The 15,421-nt window shown below is 68.8% G+C and carries 15 protein-coding genes; 10 read left to right on the top strand and 5 right to left on the bottom strand.

The window, feature by feature from the left end; genetic code table 11:
* Window positions 1-13: 13 nt before the first annotated feature.
* Complete coding sequence (locus V8683_RS00155) at window positions 14-1,480, bottom strand: DUF3108 domain-containing protein (RefSeq protein WP_411187499.1); 1,467 nt, start codon at window positions 1,478-1,480, stop codon at window positions 14-16.
* A gap of 185 nt (window positions 1,481-1,665) precedes the next feature.
* On the bottom strand, window positions 1,666-2,583 hold the full coding sequence (locus V8683_RS00150; RefSeq protein WP_411187497.1) for an IclR family transcriptional regulator: 918 nt from the start codon (window positions 2,581-2,583) through the stop codon (window positions 1,666-1,668).
* Between the two features lie 175 nt (window positions 2,584-2,758).
* Between V8683_RS00150 and V8683_RS00145 the strand changes: the two genes are divergently transcribed.
* The 7 genes from V8683_RS00145 (at window position 2,759) to rfaE2 (ending at window position 9,985) form a co-directional block, all read left to right on the top strand.
* The gene (locus V8683_RS00145) at window positions 2,759-3,751 is read left to right on the top strand and encodes a fumarylacetoacetate hydrolase family protein (RefSeq protein ID WP_411187495.1); all 993 of its coding nucleotides are present in this window, start codon (window positions 2,759-2,761) and stop codon (window positions 3,749-3,751) included.
* Between the two features lie 145 nt (window positions 3,752-3,896).
* Window positions 3,897-5,081: an ABC transporter substrate-binding protein gene (locus tag V8683_RS00140; RefSeq protein WP_411187493.1), complete on the top strand. Its 1,185-nt coding sequence runs from the start codon at window positions 3,897-3,899 to the stop codon at window positions 5,079-5,081.
* Between the two features lie 46 nt (window positions 5,082-5,127).
* A complete protein-coding gene (locus tag V8683_RS00135; RefSeq protein ID WP_411187491.1) occupies window positions 5,128-5,958 on the top strand; it encodes an enoyl-CoA hydratase/isomerase family protein in 831 nt (276 codons plus the stop codon).
* Between the two features lie 122 nt (window positions 5,959-6,080).
* Window positions 6,081-6,767 (top strand): PhaM family polyhydroxyalkanoate granule multifunctional regulatory protein, encoded by a 687-nt coding sequence (locus V8683_RS00130; protein ID WP_411187489.1) that lies wholly within the window; start codon window positions 6,081-6,083, stop codon window positions 6,765-6,767.
* Between the two features lie 62 nt (window positions 6,768-6,829).
* Window positions 6,830-8,029 carry a patatin-like phospholipase family protein gene (locus tag V8683_RS00125; protein ID WP_411187487.1) on the top strand — a complete coding sequence of 400 codons (1,200 nt, stop codon included), beginning with the start codon at window positions 6,830-6,832 and terminating at the stop codon, window positions 8,027-8,029.
* A gap of 455 nt (window positions 8,030-8,484) precedes the next feature.
* On the top strand, window positions 8,485-9,354 hold the full coding sequence (locus V8683_RS00120) for a ferritin family protein (protein WP_411187485.1): 870 nt from the start codon (window positions 8,485-8,487) through the stop codon (window positions 9,352-9,354).
* A gap of 145 nt (window positions 9,355-9,499) precedes the next feature.
* A complete protein-coding gene (rfaE2, locus tag V8683_RS00115; RefSeq protein WP_411187483.1) occupies window positions 9,500-9,985 on the top strand; it encodes a D-glycero-beta-D-manno-heptose 1-phosphate adenylyltransferase in 486 nt (161 codons plus the stop codon).
* A 37-nt stretch (window positions 9,986-10,022) separates the two neighbouring features.
* On the opposite strand, the gene V8683_RS00110 is transcribed toward rfaE2, so the two are convergent.
* The 3 genes from V8683_RS00110 to V8683_RS00100 all read right to left on the bottom strand — a co-directional run bounded on the left by V8683_RS00110 (window position 10,023) and on the right by V8683_RS00100 (window position 12,112).
* Window positions 10,023-10,262 (bottom strand): hypothetical protein, encoded by a 240-nt coding sequence (locus tag V8683_RS00110; RefSeq protein ID WP_411187481.1) that lies wholly within the window; start codon window positions 10,260-10,262, stop codon window positions 10,023-10,025.
* A gap of 102 nt (window positions 10,263-10,364) precedes the next feature.
* Window positions 10,365-11,210 (bottom strand): type III pantothenate kinase, encoded by an 846-nt coding sequence (locus tag V8683_RS00105; protein ID WP_411187479.1) that lies wholly within the window; start codon window positions 11,208-11,210, stop codon window positions 10,365-10,367.
* The gene (locus V8683_RS00100) at window positions 11,207-12,112 is read right to left on the bottom strand and encodes a biotin--[acetyl-CoA-carboxylase] ligase (RefSeq protein ID WP_411187477.1); all 906 of its coding nucleotides are present in this window, start codon (window positions 12,110-12,112) and stop codon (window positions 11,207-11,209) included. Before V8683_RS00100 ends, V8683_RS00105 begins: the two co-directional genes overlap by 4 nt.
* A gap of 172 nt (window positions 12,113-12,284) precedes the next feature.
* Here V8683_RS00100 and V8683_RS00095 point away from each other — a divergent pair, with 172 nt between their 5' ends.
* The 3 genes from V8683_RS00095 (at window position 12,285) to V8683_RS00085 (ending at window position 15,340) form a co-directional block, all read left to right on the top strand.
* A complete protein-coding gene (locus V8683_RS00095; RefSeq protein WP_411190453.1) occupies window positions 12,285-13,412 on the top strand; it encodes an MlaE family ABC transporter permease in 1,128 nt (375 codons plus the stop codon).
* A complete protein-coding gene (locus V8683_RS00090) occupies window positions 13,409-14,296 on the top strand; it encodes an ABC transporter ATP-binding protein (protein WP_411187475.1) in 888 nt (295 codons plus the stop codon). The genes V8683_RS00095 and V8683_RS00090 overlap by 4 nt, the downstream gene beginning before the upstream one ends.
* Window positions 14,297-14,374: 78 nt before the next feature.
* A complete protein-coding gene (locus tag V8683_RS00085) occupies window positions 14,375-15,340 on the top strand; it encodes an MlaD family protein (protein ID WP_411187473.1) in 966 nt (321 codons plus the stop codon).
* Window positions 15,341-15,421 lie beyond the last annotated feature (81 nt).

Raw genomic sequence — 15,421 nt, 5'->3', positions numbered from 1 at the left:
GCAGCACGGGGGCTCAGGGCTGTGCGGGCGTGTCGTTCGCGGGCGCGTTGCCGGCGGGTGCCGTATCGGGAGCGGTCGACGGAGCCGGCTGCAACGTCGGAGCCGATGCGGACGGTTGCGGTGCAGCCGGCGCGGAGGGTTCGGCGGAAGAAGGGGGCACCGGAGCCGGCTGCGATGGCGGTTGTGCCGCATCCGGTTGGTTGTCGCCCGGCGCGCTTGCAGGGGCGCTTGCCGGCGTTTCGTTGTTGCCGGCGTGCGGCGCGGCAGTCGGTGTTCCGGTGTTCGATGCGTTTGCGTCCGTTGCGCCCGCCCCGTTTGCCGGGGGCAAGGCAATCGGTCCGCGCCAGACGAGTTCGAACTGCGTGCCGTTCGGCTCGGTCTGCACGAGCCGCACGGGCAGCCAGCCGAGCGAGGGCGCAAGCCACACGTCGATGCGACGCTTGTCGCCTTCGCGGCGCGGCAGCCGCATGAAGTGGCGCGCGGTGACGAAGCCATGATCGGTGCTCACGCTTTCGTCGCCGATGGTCGTCACGGGCCAGACTTCGCCGCTGTCGTTGTCGGCCACGTAGAACTCGCGCGTGACGCCGGGCTTGTACGCCTCGGGGTCGCCGCGCACGAGGCTCGCGAGCTGCATCACCATGCTGAAGCGATCCTGCGCGCCGTCCTGCAGCGCGAGCGAGTTTGGCGTGCGCGTGAACACGATCTGCTTCTGGTTGCGGTTGAAGACCGTCACGTCTTCGGGGCGGTGGCCGCGCTTCTCGATGTACTGATCGGGCGCGAGTCCGAACGCGTCCACGTGGCCGCGGCTCGTCCAGTTGAAACTGCCGATGAACGGCAGCGGCACCGAGACCACCATCTCGTAGTGCTGCCCGTCGCTCGCCCAGTGAATCGTGCCCGGCTGGTTGCGCACGCCGTTATAGAACGTGTCGTACTGCAGTTCGCCCGAGGGCGGGATCGAGAACTTCACGCCGTGCGAGGCCTGGCTTGCCTGCGCCGAAGGCGTGTTGCCGTTGCCCGCGCCGGCGTGTGCCGTGCCGCCGTTGCCGGCGCCGGCCGCCGCGCTGCTGGCGGCGGCGTCGGAGGCGGCCGGGTTCGTGGCCGCCGTGTTTTCCGTTTCGGCCGGGCTGGAGGCGGGCTGCGCCGCCTGAACTTTGGGTTGGGGTTTCGGCGGCGTCACGGCCCGTAGTTCGTGCGGTCTGCTCGCCGGTCGGTGGGCCGGGTGCGGGGCGGCCTTGTGCGCCGCGCTTGCCGCGGCGGGTTGCGCCTCGCGTTCGATGCGTTCGGGCTTGAGCAGCGCGACCTGCACGGGAACGTGCACGTCGCGCACGGGGGGCGGCACGCCGCGATGCCGCTCGATCCACTCGGCCGCGAGCCAATGCAGCAGCGTCACCACGACGAACACGGCCAACCAGCGCCAGGCGCGCGAGCGCGGCGGCGAAGCGGAGGCTGTGGTTTCTGAACGGGCGAGGGCGCCTGGCATCGGGCTCGATTTGAGGTGAATGTGAACGTTAATGTGACACGTCGGGCGGCGTGCCTGCAAAACGGCAGAACGCGCCGTGAACCCGCTTCGACCCGCCGGGCGCCGGCTGCGTTCCGGCCGGATGGACGGTTCCGCGCGAAATCACCCCGCAGTCAACGTACGGTCAACGCGCGGTCAACCTGCGCTCAGCGCGGAACCGGACTGTACCCCAATTCCCAGGACAGCTTCTGCGCGCACTCGCGCAGCGCCGTGTCGACAGCGCCGTTCCAGTGGATATCGAACGCGCCCTCGTGCCCGAGCGCGATCACGCCTAGCGCGAGATCGCCCGTGGCGTCGAAGACCGGCGTGCAGAACGCGTGGATCGTCGGCAGCAGCATGCCTTCCACGCGTGCCGCGCCGTGTTCGCGCACTTCGGCGAGCGCACGTTCGAGTTCTTCGGCCGTGCGCGGCGTCGATCCCGACGTGTAGTGCTGCGCGCTCGCGAGTTCGCGCTCGATCATCGGGCTGGTTTTGCTGCGCGGCAGGTAGGCGGCGAACAGGAGGCCCGTGGCGGAGCTCAGCATCGGCATGACGTCGCCGAGCTTGAGCGACGCCTTGGCCGGGTGGCTCGACTCCATCCAGTGCACGACGGTCGGCCCCTGGTTGCCCCACACGGCGATGCCCACCGTGATGTCGAGCGCGTCGCGCAGCTCGGCGAGCGCGATGCGCGCAAGCTTGACGCCGTCCACGCGTGCAAGCCGCGCAAGCCCCAGTTGCAGCGCGAAGCCGCCCAGTTCGTAGCGTCCCGAAAGCGGATCCTGTGCAACCATGCCGAGCCGCAGGAAGCTCACCAGATACCGGTGCGCCTTCGCCGGGCTCATGCCTGCGCGCTGCGCGAGATCGCGCAGCATCATCGCGCGCGGCTCCCCGGTCAGCACTTCGAGCAGCCGAAAGCCGACTTCGATCGACTGGATGCCCGAGCGCAGCTTCTCTTCACCCGTTTCCCCCCCTTCGCCCTCGGCGTGCTCGGGAGCGTCGTGGAGATCGTCGACCTCGGCTTCGGCGGGATCGACCGGGGCGGCGCGGCGGGCGGACAGCGAGGAGGAGCGGGCAGACGGCGGCATGGATAGCGTTCTGGTCGAGGCGTGGGCAACGGAGCAACGGGCGGCAACAAGCCGGGGGCGGATCGGGCGCAGACGGCCGCACGGCGTGCCGTTCCACGCGCGCCCCTTGGGCCGCGCCGATTCACCATCGTAGAATACATTTCCTCTATCGTCATCCGCACAACGCACCAGTCCCATGAAACTTGCCACGCTGAAGGACGGCACCCGCGACGGTCAACTGATCGTCGTTTCCCGCGACCTGCGCACGGCGGCCATTGCCGACACGATCGCGCCAACCCTGCAACGCGTACTCGACGACTGGCGCTTCTACGCGCCGCAGTTGCTCGATCTCTACGACGCGCTCAACCAGGGCCGCGCGCGCAATGCCTTCGGCTTCGACGCCCGCGAGTGCATGGCGCCGTTGCCGCGTGCGTACCAGTGGGCGGACGGTTCGTCCTACGTGAACCACGTGGAGCTTGTGCGCCGCGCGCGCGGCGCCGAAATGCCGCCCGAGTTCTGGACCGACCCGCTGATGTACCAGGGCGGCAGCGACGACTTCGTCGGCCCGACCGACGACATCGTCTGTGCGTCGGAGGCGTGGGGCATCGACTTCGAGGCCGAGGTGGCCGTGATCACCGGCGACGTGCCGATGGGCACGACGCCCGACGAGGCGCTTCGGTCCATCCGCCTCGTCACGCTTGCAAACGACGTCTCGTTGCGCCACCTGATTCCCGCCGAACTCGCGAAGGGCTTCGGCTTTTTCCAGAGCAAGCCGGCCACGTCGTTCGCGCCCGTCGCCGTGACGCCCGACGAACTCGGCGGCCACTGGCGCGAGGGCCGCGTGCACCTGCCGCTCGTCGTGCACTGGAACGGCAGGAAAGTGGGTCAGCCCGACGCGGGTACGGACATGGTGTTCCACTTCGGTCAACTGATCGCGCACGCGGCGAAGACGCGCAACCTGCGCGCGGGCGCGATCGTCGGCTCAGGCACGGTGTCGAACAAGGATGCGAAGCGCGGCTACTGCTGCATTGCCGAGAAGCGCTGCCTCGAAACGATCGAGCACGGCGAGGCGCGCACGGAGTTCATGAAGTTCGGCGACAGCGTCAAGATCGAGATGCTCGACGAGACGGGCAAGTCGATCTTCGGTGCGATCGACCAGGCGGTGGCGCCGGCAACGGATGCACAGTAATCCGCTTTAACGCGCCGCCGCGCGGAAGGGTAACGCCCGATGCCGTGCGCGAGGGGCGCGGCTACACTGGCAAACGCGCTGGCCAACGTGCTGGCAAACGCATCCTGTCGGCGCCGAGAGTCGTACGAAGAATACGCACACGACAATGAGGAGACACGATGAAACGCTCTTTGCCGAGCCGAGCCGTACCGTAGCCGTGCTGGCTGCGCTCGCCGGTTTGCTCGCTCCCGCCTTCGCGCTCGCGCAGATCAAGATCGGTCTCGTGCTTTCGCTCACGGGGCCGGCCGCGTCGCTCGGCATTCCGGCGCGCGACACGGCCCAGATGTTCCCCACGGAAATCGCCGGACAGAAGGTGCAGTACATCGTCCTCGACGATGCTTCGGACACCACCCAGGCCGTGCAGGACACGAAGAAGCTGATCGACGAGCAGCACGTGGACGCGATCATCGGCTCGTCGATCACGCCGAACACGCTCGCGATGCTCGACGTGGTCGCCCAGGGCGAGACGCCCACCCTCTCGCTCGCCTCGTCGGCGAAGATCATCGAGCCCGTCGACGACAAGCGCCGCTGGATGTTCAAGACGCCGCAGACCGATGCGATGATGGCCGGCGCGATCGTCGAGCACGCCGTGGCGCACAACGTGAAGACGCTCGCGTACATCGGCCAGGCGGACGCGCTGGGCGAGACCTTCTATGCCGAGGTCGCGAAGGCCGCGCAGCAACACGGCATCCGTATCGTCGCGAGCGAGCGCTTCAACCGTACCGATCCCTCGGTCACGGGCCAGGTGCTGAAGATCGTCGAGGCGCATCCCGATGCCGTCGTGGTCGGCGCGGCGGGTACCCCCGCCGCCCTGCCGCCGAAGGCGCTCAAGGAGCGCGGCTACCAGGGCCTCATCTATCACAACCATGGCGTGGGCAACCGCGATTTCCTGCGCGTGTGCGGCGCCGATTGCAACGGCACGTTCCTGCCGGCGAGCCCCGTGCTCGTCGCGGCGCAACTGCCCGAGGACTATCCGGGCCGCCGTCTCGCGCTCGACTATATTTCGAAGTACGAAGCACGTTACGGCGCGGGCACGGTGTCGGCATTCGGTGCGTACACGTGGGACGCGGGTCTGCTGCTGCAAAGTGCGCTGCCGGTTGCGCTCAAGACCGCGGCGCCTGGCACGAGCGCATTTCGCCACGCGTTGCGCGACGCGCTCGAAGCCACGCGCGGCCTTGTCGATACGAACGGCGTCGTCAACATGAGCGCGACCGATCACCTCGGGCTCGATGCGCATGCCCGCGTGATGGTCGAGATCCGCGACGGCAAGTGGGTCTACCAGCCGCATTGACGCCGCCCGCCATTCATCATCTATCGGAAGCAGGGAGGAAGCGCGCATGAACGATCCTTTTTACGCCCGCTATCACGCGTTGCACGTGCGGCGTCACGAGCACGGCATCGTCGAGATCGTGATGAGCGGCGAAGGCGCGAACAAAAGCGGCCTCGCGACCGCCGACGCCAACATGCACCGCGAGCTCGCCGAAATCTGGCGCGACGTGGACCGCGATCCCGACGCGCGCGTCGCGGTGATCCGCGGCGAAGGCAAGGGCTTTTCGGCGGGCGGCGATCTCGCGCTCGTCGAGGACATGGCCATGCACTTCGACGTGCGCGCGCGCGTCTGGCGCGAGGCGCGCGATCTCGTCTACAACGTGATCAACTGCGGCAAGCCGATCGTCTCGGCGATGCACGGGCCGGCGGTGGGGGCGGGGCTCGTCGCGGGTCTGCTCGCCGACATCTCGATCGCGACGAAGACGGCGCGCATCATCGACGGCCACACGCGTCTCGGCGTGGCCGCGGGCGACCATGCGGCGATCGTGTGGCCGCTTCTGTGCGGCATGGCGAAGGCGAAGTACTACCTGCTGCTGTGCGAGCCCGTGAGCGGCGAGGAAGCGGAGCGCATCGGCCTCGTCTCGCTCGCCGTCGACGAGAACGATCTGCTGCCCAAGGCGTTCGAGGTGGCGAAGCGTCTCGCGAACGGCTCGCAGACCGCGGTGCGCTGGACCAAGTACGCGCTCAACAACTGGCTGCGCATGGCGGGACCGAACTTCGATACGTCGCTCGCGCTCGAATTCATGGGTTTTTCGGGACCCGACGTGCGCGAAGGCGTGCAGTCGCTGCGCGAGCGGCGCACGCCCGACTTCCCGGGCGGCGATCCGTTCAGGTTCTGATGCCCCCCGAAGCCTCGATACCCCGTCGGCCCGGCATCGCGCGCAGGCCGGCTGGCGCGGTATGATCGGACCGATACCTCAATGCAAGCGCCCTCTAACATCGACTATGCGAGGAGATCCGCATGACTGACACCGCTGGCTCCGTGCCGCCGTTTCCCGGGTTTCCCGGCTTCCCGCCCGCCGAGATGCTCGACCGCATGTGGGGGATGATGCGTCTCACGCCGTTCGGCAGCGCCTTCCCGGGCAGCGAGCCGGGCATGGCGCAAGGCCTCGGGCCCTCGCTTTCGATGATGTCCGACATCATGACGCCGCTTACCAACATCGAAGAACTCGACAAGCGCATCACCGACCTGCGCGCCGTCGAGCAATGGCTCAAGCTCAATCTGAGCATGCTGCAGTCGGCTATCCAGGCGATGGAAGTGCAGCGCGCGACGCTTTCCACGCTGCGCGCGTTCGGCGCCTTTGCGCAATCGCAGATGTCGCCGCCGCCTGCCGCCGAGTCCTCGCGCGCGTCCGCGAAGGCTGCCGCAGCCGCTGAATCCTCCGCCTCGGCCGGACCCACCGAAGCCGGCGACAACGCGCCTCCGCCGCCACCGCCCGGCTTCGACGCCTCGGCCTGGTGGAACCTGCTGCAGGCTCAGTTCAACCAGCTCGCGCAGTTCGCGATGACGCAGCCCGCGGGTGCCGCCCAGGAGGCTTCGGCGGCGAGGGCCGCGCCCGACGAGGCGGCGAAGCCTGCCGGCAAGCGCGCTACGGCCAGGCCGTCCGCGTCGCGGACGACGAAGAAGGCGCCGGCGCAGCCCGAGTGAGGCTTGCGGCGCACGTTTGAAAAACCGCGCCCGTTAGGGCGCTTACGGGGAGCGTCGGCATCATGCGGCTTGCGCTCGTGATGATGGGGGGCGGGGCGCGCGCGGCCTACCAGGCCGGCGCGCTGCGTGCGCTGGCGGAAATCGCGGAAGCCGCCGAGCCGGGACGCCGCGAGATACCGTTCACGGTGATTTGCGGCACGTCGGCGGGTGCGATCAACGCCACCTCGATCGCGAGCCACGCGGACCACTTCACCCAGGGCGCGGTGCGTCTCGCCGACTTCTGGGCGAACCTGAGCGCCGACCACGTCTATCGCACGGACTGGCCAGGCATCGCCGCCGCGGGCGCGCGCTGGCTCGGCGCGCTGGCGTTCGGCTGGGCCACCTTCGGATTCGCGGCGCGCCGTACGCCCAAGACGCTGTTCGACAATGCGCCGCTCGCCCATTTCCTCGCGCGCACGCTGAGCTTTCACCGCATCGAACAGATGCTCGACGAGCGGCGCCTGCATGCGGTCGCCGTCACGGCGCTCAGCTATTCGTCGGGGCGGCATCTCACCTTCTACCAGGCGAGCGAGCCCATCAGCGCATGGCGCCGCGCGCAGCGCACGGCGCGCATGGTCGAGCTCACGCCCGCGCATCTGCTCGCTTCGTCCGCCATCCCTTACGTGTTTCCTGCGGTGCGCCTCCAGATCGACGGCCGCCACGAGTATTTCGGCGACGGCTCGATTCGCCAGATGGCGCCGCTCAGCCCCGCGATCCACTTCGGCGCGGGACGCATCGTCGTGATCGGCGCCGCCGCGCCGGCGCCCGAGGTGCCCCTCGCGAGCCCCGATGCCTACCCGACGCTCGCGCAGGTCGGCCAGCAGGTGCTGGCGAGCGTATTCCTCGACGCGCTCGGCGCCGACATCGAACGCGTGGAGCACATCAATCGCGTGCTTCGGCATCTGCCGGAGACGGTGGAGCCCGAGAGCGGCTGGCGGCACGTGGACGTGCTCGCCATCGCGCCCAGCGAGCGTATCGAGCTCATCGCCGCGCGCCATCTGCTGGAGTTGCCGCGTTCGGTGCGCATGCTGCTGGGCGCGGTGGGCGGCAATCGCGCGTCGGGCGCGGCGTTTGCGAGCTATCTGCTGTTCGAGCAGGCGTTCACGCGTGAGCTGATCGAGCTGGGCTATCGCGATACGCTGGCTCGACGCGACGTACTTTTGACCTGGCTCAAATTGCCGACAGGTGGCGCGAACGGGCATCCGGAAGGGCGGCGGATCTGACAGATCGGCGTGCTATCATCGTGTAAGGTGGTTTTCCCGGCCGTTTCGACGTTGTTCGACCTGGTTTCACGCACTTGCTGGCCGGTCTGGCGAGTGGCCCGGCGGTAGCGAGCGAGGACGGTACCGGACGGCAGGGCTGCGACAATTCGCCGCATGTCGTTGATGGCCCCGGCACGCCGGACAGGCGGCGGGCTGGGCGGCGCGGGTGACGCCTGCGCGGATACACCGGCATTCGGGTTCCAGGCACGGAGCAGCTACCCAGGACTCGCCAGGCCGCTTCTCATTCGGTACACGGATTACTGTCCGACGGGCGCAACAGGGCTGCCGGATGCGTTTGAGTGGCCGATTACCGCGTAAAATTAAATGTTTTCGCCTGCGCGCCGCGGATTTTCGCGGGCACGCGGCACGCTACGAAATCGTCATGCGCGCGTGATGCGCAGATCAGGGGCGGGACTATGAACACGATGCTTTATCCGGAACTTTACAAATCGCTCGAATCGGTCCGATGGGACATGGAGAAGGACATCCCCTGGGACAGGTTCGACGCGTCGCTCCTCACCGACGAGCAGGCGAAGACCATCAAGATGAACGCCATCACGGAATGGTCCGCGCTGCCGGCCACCGAGATGTTCCTGCGCGACAACCATCACGACAGCGACTTCTCCGCGTTCATGAGCGTGTGGTTTTTCGAGGAGCAGAAGCATTCGCTGGTGCTGATGGAGTACCTGCGCCGCTTCAAGCCGGAACTCGTGCCGACCGAAGAAGAGTTGCACGCCGTGCGCTTCACGTTCGACCCGGCGCCCCCGCTCGAAACGCTGATGCTCCACTTCTGCGGCGAGATCCGCCTGAATCACTGGTATCGCCGCGCGGCCGAATGGCATACGGAACCCGTCATCAAGGCGATCTACGAAACCATTTCGCGCGACGAGGCGCGCCATGGCGGCGCCTATCTGCGCTACATGAAGAAGGCGCTCACGAACTTCGGCGACGGCGCGCGCGCGGCGTTCGCGAAGATCGGCGTGCTGATGGCCTCGGCGCGCCGCACCGAAAAGCCGCTGCACCCCACGAACCTGCACGTGAACCAGGCGCTGTTCCCGCGCGACACCGTGCAGTCGCGCCTGCCCGATCCGGAATGGCTCGAGCGCTGGCTCGACGAGCAGATCCGTTTCGACGACGGCTGGGAGAAGAAGGTCGTCGAGCGTATCCTGCACAACCTGTCGATCCTGTTCGAACGCACGTTCAACACGGCGCAGGAACTGAACCGCTACCGCAAGGAAGTGGTCTCGCGCCTGCAATCCGATCAGGGCACGCAGCAGCCCGCCTGAGCGCCGCGTGCGCCGGGCCGGCTTGAAGCCGGCGGGCGCGCCAGGCGATCGGCATGATCGGGACGGCCCGGGCGCTCGTGCGTGCCGGGCCGTTTGTTTTGGCCTTCCGTCCGAGGCCTTGTTCGCTTCAACCGAGTCCCATCCGATGCCCGCTTCCTTCGAACGCAAGATCACGACGCGCGAGGCGCTCGCGCAACTGCGGCCCACACTGGCCGGTCCGGTGGTGTTCACCAACGGGGTTTTCGACATCCTGCACCGCGGGCACGTCACCTATCTCGCCGACGCGAAAGCGCTCGGCGCGACGCTGATAGTCGGTGTGAACAGCGACGCCTCGGTACGCATGCTCGGCAAGGGCGACGACCGCCCGATCAACACGGAAGCCGACCGCATGGCGCTGCTCGCGGCGCTGGAAAGCGTGGACTGGGTGGTGGGTTTCGGCGAGCGCACGCCGATCGAACTGATCGAGGCCCTACGCCCGGACGTGCTCGTGAAAGGCGGCGATTACGACATGGACGCGCTGCCCGAGTCGGCGCTCGTGCGTGGCTGGGGTGGCCGGGCGCTGGCGATTCCGTTCGAGCACGACCGCTCGACCACGAAGCTGCTCAAGAAGGTGCGCACCCAGGCGAGCTGAGCGCCCGCGGGGCCGCGGCGCCCTACTTGCCGCGCCGTTACTGCGCGAGCGTCGAGGCTTGCACCGCGGGGTCGGCCACCGGACCGCCCACCACCGGCACGTCGACGGATTCGGATGCCGCGATCGGCCGCACGCCGAGCCGCTCCGGGTGGATCTGCCGGGTCAACGGCTGGGTATCGCGCAGGCCCGAGGCGGGTGTCGGGCCGAAGACGCCTCGCAGCGCCCCGAAGGCGAGAACGTTGGCGAGTATCAGAATGGCGAGCAGCCAGCGCAGCATCGTGTGAAGCTCCGTCGTTATCCGTCGTTATCGTTAGGGACGACCCATGCGGGAGGGCCCGCATGGAACCGCCAGCAGGAACCACCCGCAGGAACCGCGCGGTCAGGACCGCGCCGCGATCAGCGCGAGGCCCGCGAGCACCAGCGCGTCGTGGCGAGTATGCGGCACCTTGAGCGCCGCTGTCACTTCGGCGGCCGCGCCGCCGCTCACCACCAGCCGTACCGGCTCTTCCCATTCGCGCTGCAGATCGGTCCACGCGCGCTCGATCAGCGCCGCCTGGGCAAGCGCGCAGCCCGCCGAGATGGAGCGTTTGGTGTCGGCGGCGAAGAACGGGCCGGCTTGCGCGGCGTCCGCGCCGCGGGTCGCCGCGTCCGCAGCGCCGCCGATCAGACCACGCGCTGAAGACGCATCGAGCACCGGCAACTGCGCGGTGTGCTCTCCGAGCGAGCGCATCATCAGCGTCCAGCCCGGCGCGATCAGGCCGCCGACGAAGCGGCCGTCCGCGCGCAGCGCTTCGAGCGTCGTGGCGGTGCCGAAGGTCGCGATCAGGAGCGGCTCGTCGGGAAACGCCGCGCGCGCGCCGATCAAGCCCGCCCAGCGGTCGCTGCCGAGCGAGCCGGGCGTCGTGTAGCCGTTGGTCACGCCGCATTGCTGCGCGCTCGCGCGGACCACGGTGCGCGGCAGTCCCGGCCAGCGCGCCTCGATTAACGCATCGATACGCTGCCCGACCACGTCTCCCGCGACATTCGAGATCCAGGCGCCCGAGGGCGCCGGGAGGTTCGACCAGCCAGGCAACTCAGCCTCGCCGTCGAACAGGCTGCTGTGATTCGCCGCGCCCGCATGCGTGCGTGTGCCCATGGCGTCGGCGATGGCCCATTTGATCCGGCTGTTGCCCGCGTCGATCAGCAGAAAGGGCGGCGGCTGGGATAGATCGGCCGCCGCGCTCATGCGCCGCCGCCCGCGATGCGCAGCGAGATATCGCCCGTCGCGACGGTCTCCCGGCCGTGCGCCGTATCGACGAGCAACTGGCCGCGCTCGTCCACGCCCACCGCCACCCCGCGCATCAGTTCCCTGCCCTGTTCGTAGAGCGTCACCTCGCGGCCCGCGTAGGCGTGGCAGGCGTTCCAGCGCGCCTGGAACGGCGCGAAACCGCCTTCCGCGAAACGTTGCAGCGCGCTTTCGAGCGCGTTGAGCTCGGCGGCGAGCGTGTCGGTGAGATTCGCGCTGGGCCAGGCGCGCGAGAGCGCCGTGGGCGTCGTGCCCGGCACCGCCGCGGCGTCGGCGCCGGCGTTCAGCGCATCGAGCTTCGCGGCCAGTGCGTCGGCGCCGCGTACGTTCGTGCCGATGCCGATCACGACGGCCGTCGCGTCGGGCGTGCTCCAGGCCGTTTCGACCAGAATGCCCACCAGCTTGTCGCCTTCGAGCAGCACGTCGTTCGGCCACTTGAGCGCGATCTGGCCGGGCGCGGCCACGGGCAGCGTGCGCAGGCCGTCCACGAGCGCCGAGCCCAGCGCGAGGGAGAGGCCCGCGAGGCCGTCGAGCGGGCGCGGCAGCACGCAGGCGAGCGAGAACAGCAGCGCGTCGCCGGGCTGCGCGACCCAACTGCGGCCGCGCCTTCCGCGGCCCGCGGTCTGCAGGTAGGCCACGCGCACGATCGGCCGCGCGAGGGCGTTGGCGCGCTGGGGCAGGGCCTTCATGCGCGCCATCAGGTCGGCGTTGGTCGAGCCGGTTTCCTCGACGATCTCGATGGGCCAGTCGTGGGCGGCCGGGCCGAACAGGGTCACCGCGCGGTCGCGGTCGATGCGCCAGTCGCCGGCGGGCGGCGTTGCGTGGGAGGAGGTTGCGTTCATGAGGCGTATTGTAGTGGCTGGCGGCGCGGCAGCCGCGCGGGGTTTGCGGGGCCCCGGCCCGGCCGCCGCGCCGGACATGCGCATCCGTGCGCGCCCGTACCGCCTAAACGGGGTGCGTTCGCTACAATGACGGCTCCCTCTCCCGCCCGAGCGCCCCGCCTTGATCCAAGAGATGCCGCCCGGCCTCGAAATCGCGGCCGGCCCCCACGGAAGGATCGTCCGCCTTTCCGGTCAGTGGACCGCGCTGGCCCTCGCACGAGACCGCGAGCGGGGCGGTGCGGTTTTGCGCCTGCGCGCGCTCGCGCTCGGACGCGAGCCGGTCGGCCAGTGGGACCTCTCGGGCGTCCAGCACATGGACCACGTGGGCGGCCAGGCGCTCTGGCGCGTCTGGGGCCACAAGCTGCCCCCCGACCTCGTGGCGCTCACCGATACCCAGCGCGACATCTTCAACCGCATCGCACTGCTCGATTCCGTGCGCGAGCCGGTGGAAAAGGTGGTCCGCATCGATCCGGTGACGCGGTTCGGGCTCGCGATCTTCTCGTTCTTCGACCACCTGTACGGCGGCATTGCGATGCTCGGCCGCGTGATCCTCGACCTGCTGCTGATCGCGCGCAAGCCGAAGCTCACGCCCTGGATCGAGATCTCGGCGAATATCTACAACGCGGGCGCGCGGGCACTGCCGATCACGGCGCTCGTGGCGTTCCTGATCGGCATCGTGCTGTCGTATCTTTCCGCGCAGCAGTTGCGGCTCTTCGGCGCGAACCAGTACATCGTCAACATTCTCGGACTCGCGGTGATCCGCGAGCTCGGGCCCGTGCTCTCGGCGATCCTCGTGGCCGGCCGCTCGGGTTCGGCCATCACCGCGCAGATCGGCGTGATGCGCGTGACCGAGGAGCTCGACGCCATGCGCGTCATGGGCATCCCGCACGGCCTGCGCCTCGTCATGCCGCGCGTGATCGCGCTCGGCATCGCCATGCCGCTGCTCGTGACCTGGACCGACATGATCGCGCTCACCGGCGGCGCGCTCGCGGCAAAGCTCGTGCTCGGCATCGACGCTTCGTATTTCGTGCGCTCCCTGCCTGGCGTGGTACCCATTGCGAACGTATGGATCGGCCTCGGCAAGGGCGTGGCGTTCGGCATGCTCATCGCCATCGTCGGCTGCCATTTCGGCTTTCGCATCAAGGCCAATTCGCAGAGTCTCGGCGAGGGCACGACCACCTCGGTCGTCAGCTCGATCACGATCGTCATCCTCGCCGACGCCGTGTTCGCGATCCTGTTCCAGAACGTGGGGCTGTCATGAGTACGATCGGCACCCGGGCCACGCCGCTCAGGGAGGTGGTGCGCGATTTGCCGCTGCCCGCCATCGGCGAGCCGGTGGTCGAGGTGCGCAATCTCAGCAAGCGCTACGGCCGCAACGTCGTGCATCAGCATCTGAACCTCGATATCCGGCGCGGCGAGATCGTGACGATCGTGGGCGGTTCCGGCTCGGGCAAGACGACGCTCGTGCGGCAGATTCTCGGGCTCGAAAAGCCGACTTCCGGCAGCATCAAACTGTTCGGCGAGGATTTCACGCAGATCGACGACGAAGCCGCGCGCCTCATGCGCACGCGCACCGGCATGCTGTTCCAGCAAGGCGCGCTCTTTTCTTCGCTGTCGGTGTTCGACAACGTCGCGCAGCCCGTGCGCGAGCTGGGCAAGGTGCCCGCCGACCTCCTGCGCGACATCGTGATGCTCAAGCTGGAGATGGTCGGGCTGCCGTGCAAGCACGCCTCGAAGATGCCGGCGGCGCTGTCGGGCGGCATGGTCAAGCGGGCGGGCCTCGCGCGCGCCATCGTGCTCGAGCCCGAGTTGCTGTTTCTCGACGAACCGACGGCGGGGCTCGACCCCCACTCGTCGGACGAAGTGGTGGATCTGATCAGCACGCTGCACCGTGCGCTCGGCCTCACCGTCGTGCTGGTGACGCACGATCTCGACGCGATGGTCGCCCTTTCCACGCGCGTGGCCGTGCTGGCCCAGCGCCGCGTGCTGGTGGCGGCGCCCGTGGAGGAGGTGGCGGGCGTAGACGATCCCTTCATCAGCGAATATTTTCTGGGTATGCGCGGCCGGCGCGCGCTGCAGGCGCTGCCGCCCGAGCGGCGCGCGAAGCTGCCGCCGGCGGCGCTCGCGCCGGCATTCGGCATATAGGGGGCCGGACATGCGAGCGCTTTCTTGCCGGTTTTGGTGTTCACCCCGTGCCGCGGTCGCCAACGAGGGAATCTGACGATGGAAAACAAACCGCATGCGTTCTGGGCCGGCCTGTTCACGATCGGCCTTCTCGTCGTGATTGCGCTGATCGTCCTCTTCTTCAGCGCCGACCACACCGTCCATGTGCCGTACGACCTGATTTCGCGCTCGAACGTGACCGGCCTCTATCCGGACGCGGCCGTGCGCTACCGGGGTCTCGACGTCGGCAAGGTGGACTCGATCAAGTTCGACCCGAATCGGCCGGGGCAGATCCGCATTCGCATTCTCGTCGACCAGAAGGCGCCCATGACGCGCTCCACCTACGGCACGCTCGCCTTGCAGGGCGTGACGGGCATCGCGTTCGTGCAGCTCGACGACAACGGGCAGGATCTGTCTGCGCTGCCTTCGTCCGACGCCCACGTCGCGGAGCTGCCGCTGCGCCCGGGCCTGCTCGACCAGTTGCAGCGGCGTGGCGACGCGCTTCTGCGCAAGCTCGACCGCATTGCCGGCGACGTGGACGATCTGCTCTCGCCGGACAACCGCAGGCAGTTGATGGGCGCCGTATCGAGCCTGCAACAGGCCGCAGACAGCGCGAACACGCTCGCGAAGCAGCTCGAGCCGACCACGAAGGCGCTGCCTGGCGCGGTGAGCGACCTGCAGCGCACGCTCAAGTCCACGAACCAGTTGATCGAGAACGTGAATCGTCCGGACGGCCCGTTCCAGACCAACCTGAACAAGGCCGGCACGGCGGCGGCGCAGGCGGGCGAGGCGCTCGCCTCGATGGATGCGTCGATCCAGGTGCTTTCCACGCGCATCGGCTACGACACGCTGCCTCGCGTCGACTCGCTGACCGAGGACGTGCGCTCGGCCATGCGTTCGGTGGACCGCGCGGCGGGCACTTTCAGTACGAGCCCGAACAGCTTGCTGTTCGGCGGCGCGCCGCGGCCTGCGCCGGGGCCGGGCGAGCCCGGCTTCGTCTGGCCCGCGGCCGCAGGCGGCAAGTAAGACCCTGGCGCAGCCCCACGCGTAATACGTTCGATGCATGAAGCGCGGCGCCCCGGCGCCGCACGACCCAGAAGGAACTGC

It is taken from the genome of Paraburkholderia sp. AV2 (assembly GCF_054968425.1).
The sequence above is the reverse complement of the archived record's forward strand: the minus strand, read 5'-3'. Positions and strand labels throughout refer to the sequence as shown.

Bases quoted from the DNA above. Each gene is read 5' to 3' on its own strand.
- V8683_RS00095 (WP_411190453.1), top strand. From the start codon at position 12,285: ATGCCGCCCGGCCTCGAAATCGCGGCCGGCCCCCACGGAAGGATCGTC.
- V8683_RS00125 (WP_411187487.1), top strand. From the start codon at position 6,830: ATGCGGCTTGCGCTCGTGATGATGGGGGGCGGGGCGCGCGCGGCCTAC.
- V8683_RS00085 (WP_411187473.1), top strand. From the start codon at position 14,375: ATGGAAAACAAACCGCATGCGTTCTGGGCCGGCCTGTTCACGATCGGC.
- V8683_RS00120 (WP_411187485.1), top strand. From the start codon at position 8,485: ATGAACACGATGCTTTATCCGGAACTTTACAAATCGCTCGAATCGGTC.
- V8683_RS00150 (WP_411187497.1), bottom strand. From the start codon at position 2,583: ATGCCGCCGTCTGCCCGCTCCTCCTCGCTGTCCGCCCGCCGCGCCGCC.
- V8683_RS00140 (WP_411187493.1), top strand. From the start codon at position 3,897: ATGAGGAGACACGATGAAACGCTCTTTGCCGAGCCGAGCCGTACCGTA.
- V8683_RS00110 (WP_411187481.1), bottom strand. From the start codon at position 10,262: ATGCTGCGCTGGCTGCTCGCCATTCTGATACTCGCCAACGTTCTCGCC.
- V8683_RS00090 (WP_411187475.1), top strand. From the start codon at position 13,409: ATGAGTACGATCGGCACCCGGGCCACGCCGCTCAGGGAGGTGGTGCGC.
- V8683_RS00130 (WP_411187489.1), top strand. From the start codon at position 6,081: ATGACTGACACCGCTGGCTCCGTGCCGCCGTTTCCCGGGTTTCCCGGC.
- rfaE2 (WP_411187483.1), top strand. From the start codon at position 9,500: ATGCCCGCTTCCTTCGAACGCAAGATCACGACGCGCGAGGCGCTCGCG.
- V8683_RS00100 (WP_411187477.1), bottom strand. From the start codon at position 12,112: ATGAACGCAACCTCCTCCCACGCAACGCCGCCCGCCGGCGACTGGCGC.
- V8683_RS00135 (WP_411187491.1), top strand. From the start codon at position 5,128: ATGAACGATCCTTTTTACGCCCGCTATCACGCGTTGCACGTGCGGCGT.
- V8683_RS00155 (WP_411187499.1), bottom strand. From the start codon at position 1,480: ATGCCAGGCGCCCTCGCCCGTTCAGAAACCACAGCCTCCGCTTCGCCG.
- V8683_RS00105 (WP_411187479.1), bottom strand. From the start codon at position 11,210: ATGAGCGCGGCGGCCGATCTATCCCAGCCGCCGCCCTTTCTGCTGATC.
- V8683_RS00145 (WP_411187495.1), top strand. From the start codon at position 2,759: ATGAAACTTGCCACGCTGAAGGACGGCACCCGCGACGGTCAACTGATC.